The organism is Luteimonas flava, assembly GCF_036584485.1.
Classification (GTDB): Bacteria; Pseudomonadota; Gammaproteobacteria; order Xanthomonadales; family Xanthomonadaceae; genus Luteimonas; species Luteimonas flava.
In genome coordinates this window covers 859,966-875,307 of sequence record NZ_JAZHBM010000001.1, presented here as the reverse complement: position 1 = coordinate 875,307, position 15,342 = coordinate 859,966, and the positions used below count along the sequence as shown (strand labels likewise).

Here is a 15,342-nt window from a genome sequence, read left to right as displayed (position 1 = left end):
TGATTCCCCGCGGCGACGATGCTGTGATGGCGGCCGGCTCCCGGGAGGCTCCACGATGTCCGATGTGACGCAAGCGTTCGAAGCGGCCGCGCAGCGCGTACAGGCACTCGACGCACGACCCGACAACGACACGCTGCTGCGGCTCTACGCGCTGTACAAGCAGGGATCGGAAGGCGACGTGCGCGGCCCCAAGCCGGGCTTCTTCGACTTCGTCGGCACGGCCAAGTACGAGGCCTGGAGCAAGCTCGCCGGCACGCAGCGGGATGCTGCTATGCAGCAGTACATCGCGCTGGTCGACACGCTCGCCGGCTGACCGGCGCCTCGATGGCACGCGATACCCGGCAACGGATCCTCGACTGCGCACTCGCGATGTTCAACACCCAGGGCGAACCGCGGGTGACGACGAACCACATCGCCGACGAGCTCGACATCAGCCCGGGCAATCTCTACTACCACTTCCGCAACAAGGACGACATCATCGAGCAGCTGTTCGCGGGCTACGAAGCCCGCATGGACGACGCGCTCGTGGTGCCCGACGGACGCCTGCCGGAACTGGAGGACATCTGGCTGCAGCTGCACCTGGTGTTCGAGTGCATCTGGGATTACCGCTTCCTCTACCGCGACCTGCTGGAGATCCTCAGCCGCAACCGCCGTCTGCGCGTGCGCTTCTCGCGCATCCTGCGCCGCGCCAGCGAGCGCGCGCACGCAGTGATCGCGGGACTCGCACGCGCCGGCATCCTGCGCGCATCACCGGCCGAGATCGACGCAGCGGCGACCAACCTCATCGTCGTCGCCACGTTCTGGCTCAACTACAGCGCTACGCGTGGCGACCGCGACGAACAGGTCGCGATCCGCGAGGGCATCGTGCAGGTGATGATGCTGCTCTCGCCTGCGCTGCGCGATGCCGAGCGCGTGCACCTCAACGCGCTGGTCCAGGCCTACACCCACTGACGGCGCGAACCGCGCCACTTCGAGAGACCACGATGGCCAAGTCCGCATGGGCGCCCTTTCCCCACCCGTCCGACGTGTTCGCGTATTCCGGCGACGCCCTGAAGAAAGCCTGGCCGCGGCTGCACGCGGGTGATGCCGAACCCTTCCCCGATACGAAACGCGCACAGGCGTTGATCGATGCCGCCGGCAAGGCGGCACCCAAGGGCCTCGACGCGGCGGCGCTCGCGACCGCATTGCAGGACGCCTGGCGCGCGTTCCATGCCGGCGACTTCAAGACCGCCTTCGAGGCGGGCAGTGCGCTCGGGCCTGTCGGCGCATCGGTGGCGGTCAAGGCGCTGGGCATCCACGCCACGCATCTGGTGAGCTCGGAGGCCGAACAGCTCAAGCGCTACGAGCAGGCCGCCACGATCGCCGAGACCGCGATCGCCGCGCTGCCCGACGATGCCAACAGCCACTACCGCCGCGCCTACGCGCTGGGCCGTTACAGCCAGGGCCTGAGCATCGCCAAGGCGCTCAAGCAGGGCATCGCCGGCAAGGTCCGCGACTCGCTGCACACCGCGCTCGAACTCGCGCCCAGGCACGCCGAAGCGCATACCGCGCTGGCGCTGTACCACGCCGAGATCATCGACAAGATCGGCGCGATGATCGGCGGCCTGACCTACGGCGCGAAGGCGGCCGAAGCCGAATCGCATATCGCGACCGCACTCAAGCTCACGCCGCAGTCCCCGATCGCCCATATCGAGCACGGCAACGTGCTGATGCTGTTGCACGGCGACAAGCAGGAAGCGGCGGCGGCTGCCGCGTACGAGAAAGCGGCCAAGTTGAAGCCGGCCGATGCGATGGAGGCGCTGGACGCGGCATATGCGGCGGAGCAGATCGAGTGACGGATCGCGTCGCTTGAATGACGGGCCGAAGGCCTCGCTCGCGCACACTCGGCAGCCACATCAGAACCCGTCGCCCCGGCGCAGGCCGGGGCCCAGCGGCGCCAGCCAGGGACGCGACTGGTTTCCGACCGCGTACAGGCACTGGATCCCGGCGCACGCCGGGATGACGGATTCCGGTTTTCGTCATGCCGCCGAATGCGTGGCACCTCGTCCCGCAATCCACCTGCAACACCCGCTTGTCGCCAAGCCGAATCACCCGTAGAATTCGCGTCCCGATCGCGCCACCCCTTGCGGGTCCAGCGCTGCGGAGACGGCCCAGGCAGTTTGCCCGCCCCTCCGAACGATCCGGGCGGTTAGCTCAGCGGTAGAGCATTGCCTTCACACGGCAAGGGTCACAGGTTCAATCCCTGTACCGCCCACCAGACACCACGCGTGTGCGAGAAAGCCGGCCCGAGCGCCGGCTTTTTCGTACGCGCGCGTTCCAGCACTGCACGCGCTCCCTCGCCGTCCGCGATCGACGGTCACATCCCCGTGTTGCGCTACGTGTCGTGCGCCGGTTGAACCGGCCCTCTCCACGTCCGCTGCACGAGCCCGCGCCTAATTTGGCGCACCTCCAAGGAAGATCCCCCGCAATGCGTGTCCAGGCCGGCTGCGAACTCTCGATCGAAACCGATACCGCCAGCCCGGTCATCGCGATGCTGCGCCCGCGCGACGGCGTCGCGAGGTGGCGCATCAACGATCGTTCGGGCTTCGAGCGCAGCCACGGGTTCGACGAACACGTCGACAGCTTCGGCAACCGCTGCCAGCGCTTCGTGGTGCCCAAGGGGCTGACCCGCGTTCGGATCGACACCACCGTCGACACCACGCCGGACATCCAGGTCGCGCCCGACGCGCCTGCGGTCGATCCCGGCGCGCTGCCGGCCGATACCCTGCAGTTCCTGCTGCCCAGCCGTTACTGCCCCTCAGACCGCAGCGCGATGTGGGAACAGGCGCGCACCGTCGTCGGCGACGCCGCGCCGGGCTATTCCCAGGCCGAGGCGATCCGGCGCTGGATCGCCGCGCATCTCGAATATCGCTACGGCGTCAGCAACGCCAGCACCGATGCGCAGGACACCTTGGTGCACGGCGCGGGCGTGTGTCGTGACTTCGCCCACGTCGGCATCACCCTGTGCCGCGCGCTCGACATTCCGGCGCGCATGGTCGTCGGCTGGCTGCACGACCTCAAGCCGATGGACATGCATGCCTGGTTCGAGGCCTACCTCGGCGGCGCCTGGTACACCTTCGACGCCACCCAGTCCGCCCCGCGCGGCGGACGCGTGGTGATCGCGCATGGACGCGACGCCGCCGACGTGGCGTTCCTGACCAGCTATCGTCCGCTGCGCACGTTGTCGCTGCGCGTCTGGGCCGATCTGGAAGCTCCCGCCGCTCGCACGTTCGATGACGATCTCGGCCACGCGGCCTGATCCCGGAGCGCTCCCGCCATGCAACTGTTCAAGTGCTCGCATTGCGAGCAGGTGCTGTACTTCGAGAACACCGCATGCCTGCGTTGCGGCAAGACGCTGGGCTTCCTGCCGCAGACGCTGACGCTCGAGGCGCTGGATCTCGACGCCGGCGAGTGGGTCACGCCCGCGCGGCCGGGTGCGCGTTTCAAGTTCTGCCGCAACGCCACGCACTCGGCCTGCAACTGGCTGCTGCCGACCAGCGATCCGCACGGCTACTGCCGCGCCTGCCGGCACAACCGCACGATTCCGAATCTCGGCGAGGCCGAGCGCCTCGTCGACTGGCAGAAGATCGAGGTCGCCAAGCGGCGTCTGTTCTACACGCTGCTGCGTCTGCAGCTGCCGACGCCCGCGCCGGGCAGCGGTGATCCGCAGCCGCTGTCGTTCGATTTCCTGGCCGATCCGAAGACCGGCCCCAAGGTGATGACCGGCCACGACAACGGCCACATCACGATCGCATTGGCCGAGGCAGACGACGCCGCGCGCGAGGCCACGCGCATCGCGATGGGCGAGCTGTATCGCACCCTGCTCGGCCATTTCCGTCACGAGATCGGTCATTACTACTGGGACCGGCTGGTGCGCGACGCCGGCGAAGAGGAACTCGCGCGTTGCCGCGCGTTGTTCGGCGACGATCGCCGCAGCTACAGCGACGCTCTGCAGCTCTACTACGACCACGGCGCGCCCAACGACTGGCAGGCCGCGCACGTCAGCCCCTACGCCACGATGCATCCCTGGGAAGACTGGGCCGAGACCTGGGCGCACTACCTGCACATCGTCGACACATTGGAGATGGCGTCGGCATTCGGCATCCGCATCGCGCCGGACGTCGCCGACGATCCGTCGATGGAGACCGACCTGTCGTTCGACCCGCATCGTGTCGCCGACATCCAGCGTCTGGTCGATGCCTGGTTGCCGCTGACCTGGGCGATCAACAGCCTCAACCGCACGATGGGCCACCCGGACATCTATCCTTTCGTGATCGCGCCGCCGGTGGTCGAGAAGATGGCCTACATCCACGGCCTGATCCGGCGTGCCCGCCGCTCGGCCGGCGCGCGACCGGCCACGCCCGTCGCGCCCTGAGGGCAGCGTCCGCGGCACGACGAGCGAACGGCGCGCGCCGCGTCGACTTGGACGCACGCGCCGCGCTGCACCACAATCACGCCTCGCCAGCGACACGCGGCCCGCCGCAGCGCCCGCCGCCTTTCGCGCCTGTCGCGCCCTCCCCCGGAGTTGTCATGAGCCTGCGTTTCAGCGAATCCCTGCGCCAGTCCTGCGAGGTCACGTGGACCCGCGCCGTCGAACACCGCTTCGTGCGTGAACTGGGCGACGGCACCATCGCCGACGATGTGATGGCCGCCTACCTGATCCAGGACCATCGCTTCCTCGACAGCTTCCTGGTGCTGCTGGGCGCAGCGATCGCCAGCAGCGACCGCTTCGAATCGCGGCTCGTGCTCGGTCGTTTCACCGGCATGGTCTGCGGCGAGGAGAACACCTACTTCCTGCGCGCCTTCGAAGCACTGGGCGTCGATACCGAGACGCGGACCCGCGCACCCGATACCGCGCCGACCGCGGGCTTCAAGGCGCTCATGCGCGAGGCCGCGGCGACGCGCTCCTACGCTGCGACGCTCGCCGTACTCAACGTCGCCGAAGGCCTGTATCTCGACTGGGCGCAGCGCGTGCCGCGCCCGCTGCCGACGCACTTCGTCCACGCCGAGTGGGTCACGCTGCACGACAATCCGATGTTCGTGGAGTTCGTCGCGTTCCTGCGGGCCGAGCTCGACCGCGTCGGCCCCGACGATGCGGCGCTCGCGCAGGATTTCTTCCAGCGCGCGGTCGATCTCGAACTCGCGTTCTTCGATGCCGCCTATGCGGAACGCACCGCCTGATGGCGCTGTTCGAACGACTCAAGGCTGCAGCGCCCGGCGAGTGGGCTTGCTATGTCGATCACGCGTTCGTGCGCGGCATGGGCGATGGCACGCTGCCCGAAGCCGCGTTCCGCACGTATCTGGTGCAGGACTACCTGTTCCTGATCCAGTTCGCGCGCGCCAATGCGCTGGCCGCCTACAAGAGCCGCACCCTCGCCGATCTGCGCGCCGCGAAGGATGGGCTGTCGGCGATCGTCGACGTCGAGCTCGATCTGCACGTGCGGTTGTGCGAGCGCTGGGGCCTGTCGCCGGCCGACATCGAAGCCGCGCCGGAGCATCAGGCCACGGTCGCCTACACGCGCTTCGTGATCGATTGCGGCATGTCCGGCGATCTGCTCGATCTGCATGTCGCACTCGCGCCGTGCGTGCTCGGCTATGCCGAGATCGGCCGTGCGCTGGCACCGGCCGGTGTCGATGCGCTCGCCGGACATCCGTATCGTGAATGGATCGGCGAGTACGCCGGAGACGCCTACCAGCAGGTCGCGGCGAATGCCTCGCGCCATCTCGACGATCTCGGCGCGCGCTATCTCGGTCCGGGCCGCTTCGACGAACTCGCCGCGCTGTTCGGCAAGGCATCGCGGCTGGAAGCCGATTTCTGGCAGATGGGCCTGGACGCGGCCGGGCTTTGACTGCGGCGAGAACCGGCCCGATCTTCAGATCAGGCCTGCTTCTGTTTCAGCGCCTCGTAATGCATGTCCTGCAGCTGGTGCGCATCGATCGTCGCGCATTGTTCGGCGATCGCCTCGCGATGCGCCGGCCGCTCCCAGCAGCGCGCGGTGTAGGCCTGTAGCGCCTCGAGGCCATCGAGCAGTTCCAGCCGATGCGCGATCTTCAGCACCGAGGACAGCATCAGATCGGCGACCGAGAAGTCGTCGCCGACGATCCACGTCCGCGTGCCCAGCGCGTCCTGCAGTTCGCGCAGGCGCGTGCGCGCGGCGTCCTCGACGACCGGGCGACGTGCTGCTTTCTGCGCCGGGTCCTTCGTGAAATACGCGACCTCGGCGACGTTCATCAGAGAGGGCTCGATCGAGTTCAACGCCGCGATGACCCAGCAGGTCACGAGCGCACGCTCGCCGGGATCGACCGGCAACAGCTGTCCCGCGCGCGTCGCCACATCCAGCACCACCGCGCCGGATTCGAACAAGGGCGGCCTGCCGTCCTCCTCGAGCACCGGCACCTGACCGAAGGGCTGCGCGCGCCGGTAGTCGGCGGATTTCATGCCCGGCGCGTCGAGCAGGCGCACTTCGTAGGGCCAGCCCACCTCGCGCAGCACCCAGCGCACGCGATGGTCGCGTACCTGTCCCGCCGCGAACGGCGGCGCCCATTTCATCGCCGTGATCCGGATCATGCCCGCCCTCCCGTGCGTCGGATGCGCGCAGGCTGCGACGGTCGTGCGTAGGATCAGGTGAATGCCGCAGCGGGCGCCGGCATGGCCTCGCGCACCAGCGTTTCGAATGCGGCGACCGGCATCGGACGCCCGAACAGATAGCCCTGGAACAGCCGGCAGCCCTGCCCCTGCAGGAAGGCGAACTGCGCCGGGTCTTCGATGCCTTCGGCGATCACGTCCAGCCCCAGATCGATGCCGAGCTGCAGCAGGTTGCGGGTGATGCTGGCCGCGTGCGCGTCGCGGACGACCTCGGCGACGAACGCCCGATCGATCTTGAGTTCCGAGAACGGCAGCCGGCGCAGCGACGACAGCGAGGCGTAACCGGTGCCGAAATCATCCAGCGACAGGCGCACGCCGGCGGCGCCCAGCGTGCGCATCGAGGCGGCCGCTTCGGCCACGTCGTGCACCAGCACGCTTTCGGTCAGCTCCAGCGCGAGCCGCTCGGATGCGACGTCCGTGCGCGCAAGGGTGTCGAGCACCTGCGCGGCGAAATCCGGTTGCCGCAGTTGCAGGCCGCTGACGTTGACCGACAGCCGCACGCCGCGCAGCGCCGGATCGGCCTCCCAGACCTGCAGTTGCCGGCAGGCTTCGGCCAGCACCCACTGCCCGAGCGGCAGGATGAAACCGGTGTCCTCGGCCGCCTGCACGAACTCGGCTGGCGGCACCAGCCCGCGTCTGGGATCGTCCCAGCGCAGCAGTGCTTCAGCGCCGACGATGCGGCCGCCGGCATTGATCTGCGGCTGGTAGAACAGCACGAACCGGCGTGCGGCCAGTGCATCGCGGAGCGAGCGGTGCAGCGCGCGGTGCGCGGCGCTGTCGCTCTCCTGCAGATGCATGACCACCAGCAGGCAGGCGACCACGGTCAGCAGGTTGATCCAGATGCCGGCGCGGCGCAGCTCGTCGGGAATCGCGTAGGGCGCCGGCACGCCCTCGGGCATCGCCGCGAAGACCACGAACGCGCCGAGGAACAGGCAGACGCAGCCGTAGCGCAGCCACGGGCGCTCGCTGCGGAACACGTGATGGGCGGCGCCGGCGAGCACCAGCAGGAACAGATGCGTCGTACGCGGAATGTCGCCGGTGTGGACATCGAGTCGCGCCGAGAACAGGCACACGAATGCGAACAAGCCGAGGAAGGCCATCCACGACGCAAGCCGCACGTGGCGCAGGCGCGCGGCGAGGATCACCGCGATGCCCAGCAGCGCCAGCACGGCTTCGGTCGATGCGACCAGCCCGGCGCCCTGGCTGAAGAAGAACAGGCTCCAGCCGAGACCGAGCGCCAGCATGATCGCGCCGGTCGCGAACAGCAGACGCAGCGCACGCTGGTTGCGCCGCGCTTCGAGTCCGTCGCCTGCTCCGCTGCCCCCGGATGCACTGGCGGATTCCATCTCGGCCATCCCCTCCCCCGTTCAGGTCGATGGTAGCCGGGTGGGTGGACGACGCACGCGGGCGCAGCAGTTTCAGAAAAATCCGCAGCCGTAGATCGCGGCACGTTCAGGCGCGGCGCGCCACATCCGCGGACCGGGCGCACGCGAACTGCGCCGGGTGTGTCCGTTCGCGCCGTCCCGGCGCACTGCACCGGGACGGCGCAGGCGATCAGGCAGCCTGCTGGAGGACCTGGCCGACTTCCTTCTCCGCATCGGTCGCGTCGCGCACGGCGACGATCTCGATCGCGAAGTGCAGGGTCTTGCCGGCCAGCGGATGGTTGCCGTCGATCTTGACCTCGGTGTCGCCGACCTCGACCACGGTCACCAGCATCGCACCGGCGCCGCCCTGGGCCTGGAACTGCATGCCCGGCTCGATCGTGTCGATGCCCTGGAACGCCTGGCGCGGCACGGCCTGGACCAGGCTGTCGTTGCGCAGGCCGTAGCCTTCTTCGGGCTTCACGTCGACCTTGAGCGTATCGCCGGCCTTGCGGCCTTCCAGCGCCTGCTCCAGGCCCGGCACGATGTTGCCGCCACCATGGAAATACGGCAGTGGATTGGCTTCGGCCGACTTGTCGATGACGGTGCCGTCGTCGTCGGTGAGGGTGTAGTGGAAGGTGGCGACGCGCGCAGCGGCGATCTCCATGGACGAACTCCTTGGATGGGAATGAAACGAAGGGAAATGCTGCAGAAGGCACCGGTAGAACGCACGGTGCAGCAGCGATGGAACGCCGGTCACGATACCGGCCGGACCCCTTGCGCGCAAACCGGGCGCCCGTCGCGTTCGACGTCCGTACACTTCACAGGCGCGCAGCGAACGGCCGGAATCGCCGCGTATCCGCCACATTTCGAACGGACGACGATGCACGCAGACGACGCCGACACCGATGCGCCGCCGCAGATCTGGGTGGATGCCGACGCCTGCCCCGTGGTGATCCGCGAGATCCTGTTTCGCGCCGCGCAACGCGCGCAGGTCCACGTCACTTTCGTCGCCAACCAGTGGCTGCGCACGCCGGGATCGCGCTACCTCCGCGCGTTGCAGGTCTCCGGCGGTTACGACGTCGCCGACGACGCGATCGCCGAGCGCGCGCGCCCGGGTGATCTCGTGGTCACCCAGGACATCCCGCTGGCCGCGCGCGTGCTCGCACGTGGCGCCGATGCGATCGATCCGCGCGGGCAACGCTTCACGCCCGACACCATCGCCGAGCGCCTGTCGATGCGGAATTTCATGGATGAACTGCGTGGCGCCGGCGTGCAGACCGGTGGCCCCGCTGCGCTGCACGTACGCGACCGGCAGACGTTCGCCAGCCGGCTGGACCAGTGGATCGCCGGGCGTAACGCGCGGCGCTGATGCACATCGACGCGCGCGTCGCTTCACTGCGCGGCGTCCGTGCGGTCCACAATAGCGGCATGTCACGTCCCCGATCCCCCACCGAACCGCAACGGATGCATCCGCGCAACCGCCACCAGGGTCGATACGATCTCAAGCGGCTGTCGCGGGTCACGCCTGCGCTGCAACCCTTTCTCGTGCGCACGCCTGCCGGCGACACCAGCGTGGACTTCTCCAATCCGCGCGCGGTGCGCTTTCTCAACCAGGCGTTGCTGAAGGCCGATTACGGCATCGCGCACTGGGACATTCCAGAAGCCTACCTGTGCCCGCCGGTGCCGGGTCGCGCGGACTACGTCCACGGGCTCGCCGACCTGCTCGCTGGCGATCGCGACGGCGACATTCCGCGTGGCGACGACGTGCGGCTGTTCGATCTCGGCACGGGTGCGAACGTGATCTATCCCCTGCTCGGACACACCGAATACGGCTGGCATTTCGTCGGTTCGGACATCGACGAAACCGCGGTGCGCATCGCCGATTCCATCGTGCGCGGCAACCAGCTCGGCGGTGCGATCGAAGTCCGTGCACAGACGCTGCGCGGCCATCTGTTCCACGGGGTGTTGCGACCGGGGGATCGATACGCCGCCACGCTGTGCAACCCGCCGTTCCACGCGTCGGCGGCCGAGGCCAACCGCAGCGGCCGCGACAAGCGCCGCAACCTGGCGGTGCGTTCCGACGGTCCGCCGCGCGCGTCGCGCAAGCTGCCGCTGAACTTCGGTGGCCGCGACGGCGAACTCTGGTGCCAGGGCGGCGAAGCGCGATTCGTGCGCAAGATGATCCGCGAGAGCGTGGATTTCGGTTCGCAGGTGCTGTGGTTCAGCAGCCTGGTTTCGAAGTCGGCGCATTTGCCGGGTCTGCGCGCCGAGCTGCGCAAGGCCGGCGCAGTGGACGTGCGCGAGGTGGCGATGGCGCAGGGCAACAAGCAGAGCCGGTTCCTGGCGTGGACGTTCCAGGGGACCGATGCCCGTCGTGACTGGTGGCGTGCGCCGGCACATCCGACGCCGGGCCACGGCAAGCCCTGACATGCGTGCCGGGCGAGTCCCGGCGCAGCCCACGGCAGGCGCTGCCTAGGCTGGTCCTCCCGTTTCCGGAAGTCCCGACCCATGGCCATCCGCCTGCGCTGGTGCGCGTTTCTGCTGGCAGCCGCTGCACTGGTGCCCGGCCACGGCAGCGCGCAGGACCAGACCGGCGAGCAGGGGCTGATGTGGCGGGCGGGCGATCCCTTCGTGTTCTGTCGGCACGGCATGCGGCACAGTCCGCGCGCTTGGTATCCCGTCGCCGACTACACGCGGTCGCTGCCCAGACCCTCGCCGGGTTACTGCCCCCTTCCGACCACCTGGTGCTACTACCAACGCGGTTGGACGATGGACGAGATCGCCGCCTACTTCACCTACCTGCGCATCTGCCCACAGGCCGAGCGTTCTGGTCGCTGGGACGGCGCCGGAGACGGCACGCAGGCGCCGTTCTCGCACTGACGCTGTCCATCGATCGATAAGGGCAACGCGTTTCCCACTTACGCCGGATCGTGACCCCAATTCATCAGCGAATGCCGCCACGGCGTGTCGCTGATGTCACCTTTCGGCCGCTGCGCCAGATGCCGATGCACGTAACCGACGACCTTGCGCATGTGCGCGAAATCGTCGGCGGTGTAGTCGTCCTGGCGTTTGCGCAGCAGCCGGACGATGTGCCGACCGGACGCGTGCCCAACCGATTCACCGCCATCCTCGCCCTTGTCGCCGACCGCGCGTGACGCGTCGGTGTCGAGCCAGGCTTCGAGCTGGGCCGGCGCCATGTTCACCGCGTCACGGAAGGCGTCCAGCGTCTCGCGGTCCGCGTCCTTCATGCGCGCTTGCCTGCACGCTTCAGGGCGGCCGGCTTGTGCGCGGCCTTCGCGCCGGTCTTGTCGCTGACGACCAGATACTGCGGGTCCGTCTTCGAGGCCGAGACCTTGTGTCCCTTGATCGTCGTATCCGAGGTCAGCGTCTTCTCCACCTTGCCGCGCGTCTTGCCCTGCGGTGTCTGCCATTCGACCGCGGTGCCCTTCTTCAGTGTGCCGGTCATCGTCGGCGCCTCTCCGGATGCTGGGGCGCACAGCGTCCACGCCCCTGTGCGCGGCGGGAGTGAAGGTCGGGGATTCAGCGAACGGCTGCCGTGCGCACTGTGACCCCGCTGCTAGCATGTGCGCCGGTCCTGCCCCGGCGCCCACGCCCATGTGCCTGTCGCCCTGCCCCATCGCCATCCGCTCCTACGGCGCCGACAGCACCGTCGACCGCCACGACTTCGCCCAGCTCGTACTGCCGCTGACGGGCGAACTGGCGATGGACATCGCGGGCCGCGAAGCACGACTCGACCGCCACGTGGCTGCCTTCGTCGAAAGCGGTGCGCGCCATGACCAGGTCAGCCGCGTCGCCAACCGCTCGATCATTCTCGACCTGCACACCGGTGCGCTCGACGACGACGCGATGGCGCGACTGGCGCGGCGGCCCTACATCGCCCTGTCGCCCGATGCGATCAATCTGGTCGGTTACATGGGCCTGCAGGCGGCGCGCGGCGCGGTGCCCGAACACCGGATGCGGCTGTGGATGCCACTGCTGGTCGATGCGCTGCTCGGCGACGATGCGCGGCCGGTCCCGCGGCTCGCGCGGCTGCAGGCCATCGTCGAGGCGGACCCCGGTCGCGCCTGGACGGTGGCGTCGATGGCCGGGCGGATCGGCGTCGGCGCGGGCCGGCTGCACGCGGTGTTTCAGCAGGAACTCGGACAGACGCCGCGGGCCTGGCTGGCCGGCGTGCGTCTGGCGCGTGCGCGTCACCTGCTCGCGCAGACCGCATTGCCGATCGCCGAACTCGCCGGCCTGTGCGGTTACGCCGACCAGAGCGCGCTGACCCGGGCGATGCGCCGCGCCACCGGCACGACGCCGGCGCAGTGGCGGCGCCAGACGAGAGTCCGGGCCTGAAACACGCGAGCCCCGGTCAAGACGGCGCCCGGCGCGAGGCCTACGCTGCACCGGCATCGCGGAGACCGGCATGTCGGGCACACACAGCAACACCCTCGTTGGCATCGCCTGCGGCATCGGCGCGGGCGCGCTGTGGGGGCTGGTGTTTCTCGCGCCGGAGCTGGCACGCGACTTCGCACCGCTGCAGCTGGCGATCGGGCGTTACCTGTTCTACGGCCTGTTCTCGGCGCTGCTGCTCGCGCCGATCTGGCGCGGACTGCGCACGCGGCTGACGCGCCGCGACGGCTGGGCGCTGGTCTGGCTCGCATTGAGCGGCAATGTCGTCTACTACGTGCTGCTGGCGAGCGCGGTACAGCTGGGCGGCATCGCGATGACGTCGCTGGTGATCGGTTTCCTGCCGGTGGCGGTGACGATCATCGGCAGCCGCGACCGGGGCGCGGTGCCCCTGCGCCGGCTCGCACCCTCGCTGCTGCTGTGCGCGGCGGGCGCGGTGTGCATCGGCTGGCAGGCGCTGTCGATGCCGACCGACGGCGATGTCGGCCGGCAATTGCTCGGCCTGCTGTGCGGCATCGGCGCGCTCGCTTCGTGGACCTGCTTCGCGGTGAGCAACAGCCGCTGGCTCGCGCGTCTGCCACAGGTGTCGGTGCACGAATGGAACCTGCTTACCGGCATCGTCACCTGCGCGCTGACGCTGCTACTGGTGCCGCTGGCCCTGCTGCTGCATCGCGACGCGCACGCACCGTCCGCATGGCTGCTGTTTCTCGGCGTGTCGGCCGGCGTCGCACTGTTCGCCTCGATGCTCGGCAATGCGCTGTGGAACCGCATGAGCCGGTTGCTGCCGCTGACCCTGGTCGGCCAGATGATCCTGTTCGAAACCCTGTTCGCGCTGGTCTACGCCTTCCTGTGGGAACGGCGCCTGCCGACGCTGCTGGAAACGATCGCATTCGCGCTGGTCGTCGCCAGCGTCGCCAGTTGCCTCGCCGCGCATCGCAACCGCGCGGCGCCGATCGCGACCGGCAGCATCTGAGCGCACGCGACGACACCGGATTCACTGCCGCGCTGGCATTGATCCGGATCGGTCCGCATCCGCGGACACCGGATGGACACTCCCGATGGCACTGATCCACTCGATCCTGATGGGCGCCGTAGCCGGCATGCGCGCGATGACGCCGCTGGCCACGGTCGCTAACGCTGCCTGCAACGGCACCCTGCCCCGCGGCAACGGCGCGCCGCGTCTGTTGTCGAACCGGCTCGCCTCGACCGGCGCCAAGCTGCTCGCCGCCGGCGAACTCGCCGGCGACAAGATGGAACACGCACCGGACCGCATCGTGCCGGCCGGCATGCTGGCGCGCATCGTCACCGGCGCGATCGCCGGCATGGCGCTGGCGCCGCGCGAACAGCGCCCACTGGCGGCCGTACTCGGTGCCGGCGCCGCGGTCGGCATGGCCTACATCACGTTCGATCTGCGCATCCGCGCGATGCGCCGGTTCGGGCAGAAGACGACGGGCGCGGTCGAGGATGCGATCACCGTCGGCAGTGCCACGCTGATCGCCCGCAGCGCGGCGCCGAAGAAGCGCCGGGGTCTGCTGCGCCGCTGATCGATGCGAAGCGCGTGGCGACGCGCTCCCGGCGCACCGCGCGCGCCGTGATGCATCGCCGGGGGCGGCGCCGGCGGCGGTGCGCACGCACGGGAACCGGCGCCGCGCAAGTCTCAACATCCGCGAACGGGCGCCTACAATGCGCGCCCCCCGGTCGTGGTCGTCCCGCATGCACATCGTCGTTCTCGAAGCACTCAAGGCCTACATCGATCCGTTGACCACCGACGAATACGAGGCGCTCGAGCGCAGCCTGCTCGCCGAAGGCTGCCGCGATGCGCTGGTGCTGTGGGGAGACGTGCTCGTCGACGGCCACAACCGCTACGGCATCTGCCAGAAGCACGACATCCCGTTCAACACGATCCAGAACACGCGCTTCCAGTCGATGGAAGACGTGCATCTGTGGATGATCGAACAGCATCTCGGCCGCCGCAGCGTCTCCGACTACCAGCGCGGCGTGCTGGCCTTGCGCAAGCGCGACATCGTCGCTGCGCGGCAGCAGGCGCAGCGCATCGCTGCGCTCGAAACCGCACCCGCCAAAGACGCGCCGGTCGAGGACACCGACGATCGCCCGCCCTGGGACGACGTACCCTCGCAGGTCAGCCGCGCCGAACTCGCGCGCGAAGCCAAGCTCAGCAGCAACCAGGTGGCGATGATCGAACGCATCCATGCGCAGGCCACGCCCGAGCTGGTCGAAGCGCTCAAGTCCGGCGCGATCTCGATGAGCGCAGCCGCGGCCGTCGCCAGCCTCCCGGAGCACGAGCAGCGCAGCGCCGCCCAGGCGGGCAAGGCCGAACTCAAGCAGGCCGCCAAGCGCGCCCGCGATGCGAAGAAGCGCCCGAAGTCCGGCACCGCCGACGATGCGGCGGACGAAGGCGCCACGCCCGCGCCGGATGCGAAGGCGCTGCAGCGACGCGTCACCGAGCTGGAGCGGGAGAACGAGGATCTCCGCGGCCAGATCGAAACGCTGCAGAACCAGATCGTGCGATTGCGCGGCTGACCGCGCCGCACGGTCGCGCAGTGACGATCCGCAGTGCAACGCGCGGCGGGCCCGAGTCCGATCCTGAATGGCGAAACTGGATGCGACCGCCTCCCGGATGAGACACTAGCCCGCTCAATCCAAGGGAGTTTCCGTGGCCAAGCCCAACTATTCGTTCGAAAAGCGTCAGCGCGAACTCGCCAAGAAGAAGAAGCAGGACGAGAAGGACGCGAAGAAGCGCGCCGAACGCGAGGCCGCCAAGGGCACCGCAGAGCCGGAACCCGAGTCCGGTTCCGAGTCGGCCTGATCGCAGCGCCGGGCGGCACGCGCCGCCCGGTACGGCTCGCGGACGACGCGGTC

General features: G+C 69.1%; 20 protein-coding genes and 1 tRNA gene. 16 read left to right on the top strand and 5 right to left on the bottom strand.

Features of this window, described 5'->3' with window-relative positions:
* Positions 1-55 precede the first annotated feature (55 nt).
* The 8 genes from V3391_RS04220 to V3391_RS04185 all read left to right on the top strand — a co-directional run bounded on the left by V3391_RS04220 (position 56) and on the right by V3391_RS04185 (position 5,888).
* The gene (locus tag V3391_RS04220; protein WP_332077155.1) at positions 56-313 is read left to right on the top strand and encodes an acyl-CoA-binding protein; all 258 of its coding nucleotides are present in this window, start codon (positions 56-58) and stop codon (positions 311-313) included.
* An 11-nt stretch (positions 314-324) separates the two neighbouring features.
* Entirely contained in the window at positions 325-951 is a 627-nt protein-coding gene (locus V3391_RS04215) for a TetR/AcrR family transcriptional regulator (protein ID WP_332077154.1), read from the top strand.
* A 32-nt stretch (positions 952-983) separates the two neighbouring features.
* Complete coding sequence (locus V3391_RS04210; RefSeq protein ID WP_332077153.1) at positions 984-1,835, top strand: tetratricopeptide repeat protein; 852 nt, start codon at positions 984-986, stop codon at positions 1,833-1,835.
* Between the two features lie 347 nt (positions 1,836-2,182).
* A tRNA-Val gene (locus tag V3391_RS04205) sits at positions 2,183-2,257 on the top strand.
* Between the two features lie 210 nt (positions 2,258-2,467).
* Positions 2,468-3,298 carry a transglutaminase family protein gene (locus V3391_RS04200; RefSeq protein ID WP_332077152.1) on the top strand — a complete coding sequence of 277 codons (831 nt, stop codon included), beginning with the start codon at positions 2,468-2,470 and terminating at the stop codon, positions 3,296-3,298.
* Positions 3,299-3,316: 18 nt separating this feature from the next.
* Positions 3,317-4,414, top strand: coding sequence for a zinc-binding metallopeptidase family protein (locus V3391_RS04195; RefSeq protein ID WP_332077151.1), 1,098 nt, complete (start codon positions 3,317-3,319; stop codon positions 4,412-4,414).
* Between the two features lie 155 nt (positions 4,415-4,569).
* The gene (locus tag V3391_RS04190; protein ID WP_332077149.1) at positions 4,570-5,220 is read left to right on the top strand and encodes a TenA family protein; all 651 of its coding nucleotides are present in this window, start codon (positions 4,570-4,572) and stop codon (positions 5,218-5,220) included.
* Entirely contained in the window at positions 5,220-5,888 is a 669-nt protein-coding gene (locus V3391_RS04185; protein ID WP_332077148.1) for a TenA family protein, read from the top strand. The genes V3391_RS04190 and V3391_RS04185 overlap by 1 nt, the downstream gene beginning before the upstream one ends.
* A 29-nt stretch (positions 5,889-5,917) precedes the next feature.
* On the opposite strand, the gene V3391_RS04180 is transcribed toward V3391_RS04185, so the two are convergent.
* The 3 genes from V3391_RS04180 to V3391_RS04170 form a co-directional block, all read right to left on the bottom strand.
* Positions 5,918-6,607: a glutathione S-transferase family protein gene (locus V3391_RS04180; RefSeq protein WP_332077147.1), complete on the bottom strand. Its 690-nt coding sequence runs from the start codon at positions 6,605-6,607 to the stop codon at positions 5,918-5,920.
* Between the two features lie 53 nt (positions 6,608-6,660).
* Positions 6,661-8,031, bottom strand: coding sequence for a putative bifunctional diguanylate cyclase/phosphodiesterase (locus tag V3391_RS04175; protein WP_332077146.1), 1,371 nt, complete (start codon positions 8,029-8,031; stop codon positions 6,661-6,663).
* A 208-nt stretch (positions 8,032-8,239) separates the two neighbouring features.
* The gene (locus tag V3391_RS04170; RefSeq protein WP_332077145.1) at positions 8,240-8,713 is read right to left on the bottom strand and encodes an FKBP-type peptidyl-prolyl cis-trans isomerase; all 474 of its coding nucleotides are present in this window, start codon (positions 8,711-8,713) and stop codon (positions 8,240-8,242) included.
* A gap of 216 nt (positions 8,714-8,929) precedes the next feature.
* Here V3391_RS04170 and V3391_RS04165 point away from each other — a divergent pair, with 216 nt between their 5' ends.
* The 3 genes from V3391_RS04165 to V3391_RS04155 all read left to right on the top strand — a co-directional run bounded on the left by V3391_RS04165 (position 8,930) and on the right by V3391_RS04155 (position 10,929).
* Complete coding sequence (locus V3391_RS04165) at positions 8,930-9,418, top strand: YaiI/YqxD family protein (protein WP_332077144.1); 489 nt, start codon at positions 8,930-8,932, stop codon at positions 9,416-9,418.
* A gap of 59 nt (positions 9,419-9,477) precedes the next feature.
* Positions 9,478-10,476 (top strand): 23S rRNA (adenine(1618)-N(6))-methyltransferase RlmF, encoded by a 999-nt coding sequence (gene rlmF / locus V3391_RS04160; protein WP_332077143.1) that lies wholly within the window; start codon positions 9,478-9,480, stop codon positions 10,474-10,476.
* A gap of 81 nt (positions 10,477-10,557) precedes the next feature.
* Complete coding sequence (locus V3391_RS04155) at positions 10,558-10,929, top strand: hypothetical protein (protein ID WP_332077142.1); 372 nt, start codon at positions 10,558-10,560, stop codon at positions 10,927-10,929.
* Between the two features lie 38 nt (positions 10,930-10,967).
* On the opposite strand, the gene V3391_RS04150 is transcribed toward V3391_RS04155, so the two are convergent.
* Together V3391_RS04150 and V3391_RS04145 are read right to left on the bottom strand one after the other, a co-directional pair.
* Entirely contained in the window at positions 10,968-11,297 is a 330-nt protein-coding gene (locus V3391_RS04150) for a DUF3140 domain-containing protein (RefSeq protein WP_332077141.1), read from the bottom strand.
* Positions 11,294-11,515, bottom strand: a complete 222-nt coding sequence (locus V3391_RS04145; RefSeq protein ID WP_332077140.1) for a hypervirulence associated TUDOR domain-containing protein — start codon at positions 11,513-11,515, stop codon at positions 11,294-11,296. The genes V3391_RS04150 and V3391_RS04145 overlap by 4 nt, the downstream gene beginning before the upstream one ends.
* A gap of 149 nt (positions 11,516-11,664) precedes the next feature.
* Here V3391_RS04145 and V3391_RS04140 point away from each other — a divergent pair, with 149 nt between their 5' ends.
* The 5 genes from V3391_RS04140 to V3391_RS04120 all read left to right on the top strand — a co-directional run bounded on the left by V3391_RS04140 (position 11,665) and on the right by V3391_RS04120 (position 15,289).
* Positions 11,665-12,408 (top strand): AraC family transcriptional regulator, encoded by a 744-nt coding sequence (locus V3391_RS04140; protein ID WP_332077139.1) that lies wholly within the window; start codon positions 11,665-11,667, stop codon positions 12,406-12,408.
* A 70-nt stretch (positions 12,409-12,478) separates the two neighbouring features.
* Entirely contained in the window at positions 12,479-13,435 is a 957-nt protein-coding gene (locus V3391_RS04135; RefSeq protein ID WP_332077138.1) for a DMT family transporter, read from the top strand.
* Between the two features lie 85 nt (positions 13,436-13,520).
* Complete coding sequence (locus V3391_RS04130) at positions 13,521-14,006, top strand: DUF4126 family protein (protein WP_332077137.1); 486 nt, start codon at positions 13,521-13,523, stop codon at positions 14,004-14,006.
* Positions 14,007-14,175: 169 nt separating this feature from the next.
* Positions 14,176-15,003: a plasmid replication/partition related protein gene (locus V3391_RS04125; RefSeq protein WP_332077136.1), complete on the top strand. Its 828-nt coding sequence runs from the start codon at positions 14,176-14,178 to the stop codon at positions 15,001-15,003.
* 133 nt (positions 15,004-15,136) lie between these two features.
* Positions 15,137-15,289: a hypothetical protein gene (locus V3391_RS04120; protein WP_332077134.1), complete on the top strand. Its 153-nt coding sequence runs from the start codon at positions 15,137-15,139 to the stop codon at positions 15,287-15,289.
* Positions 15,290-15,342: the final 53 nt, after the last annotated feature.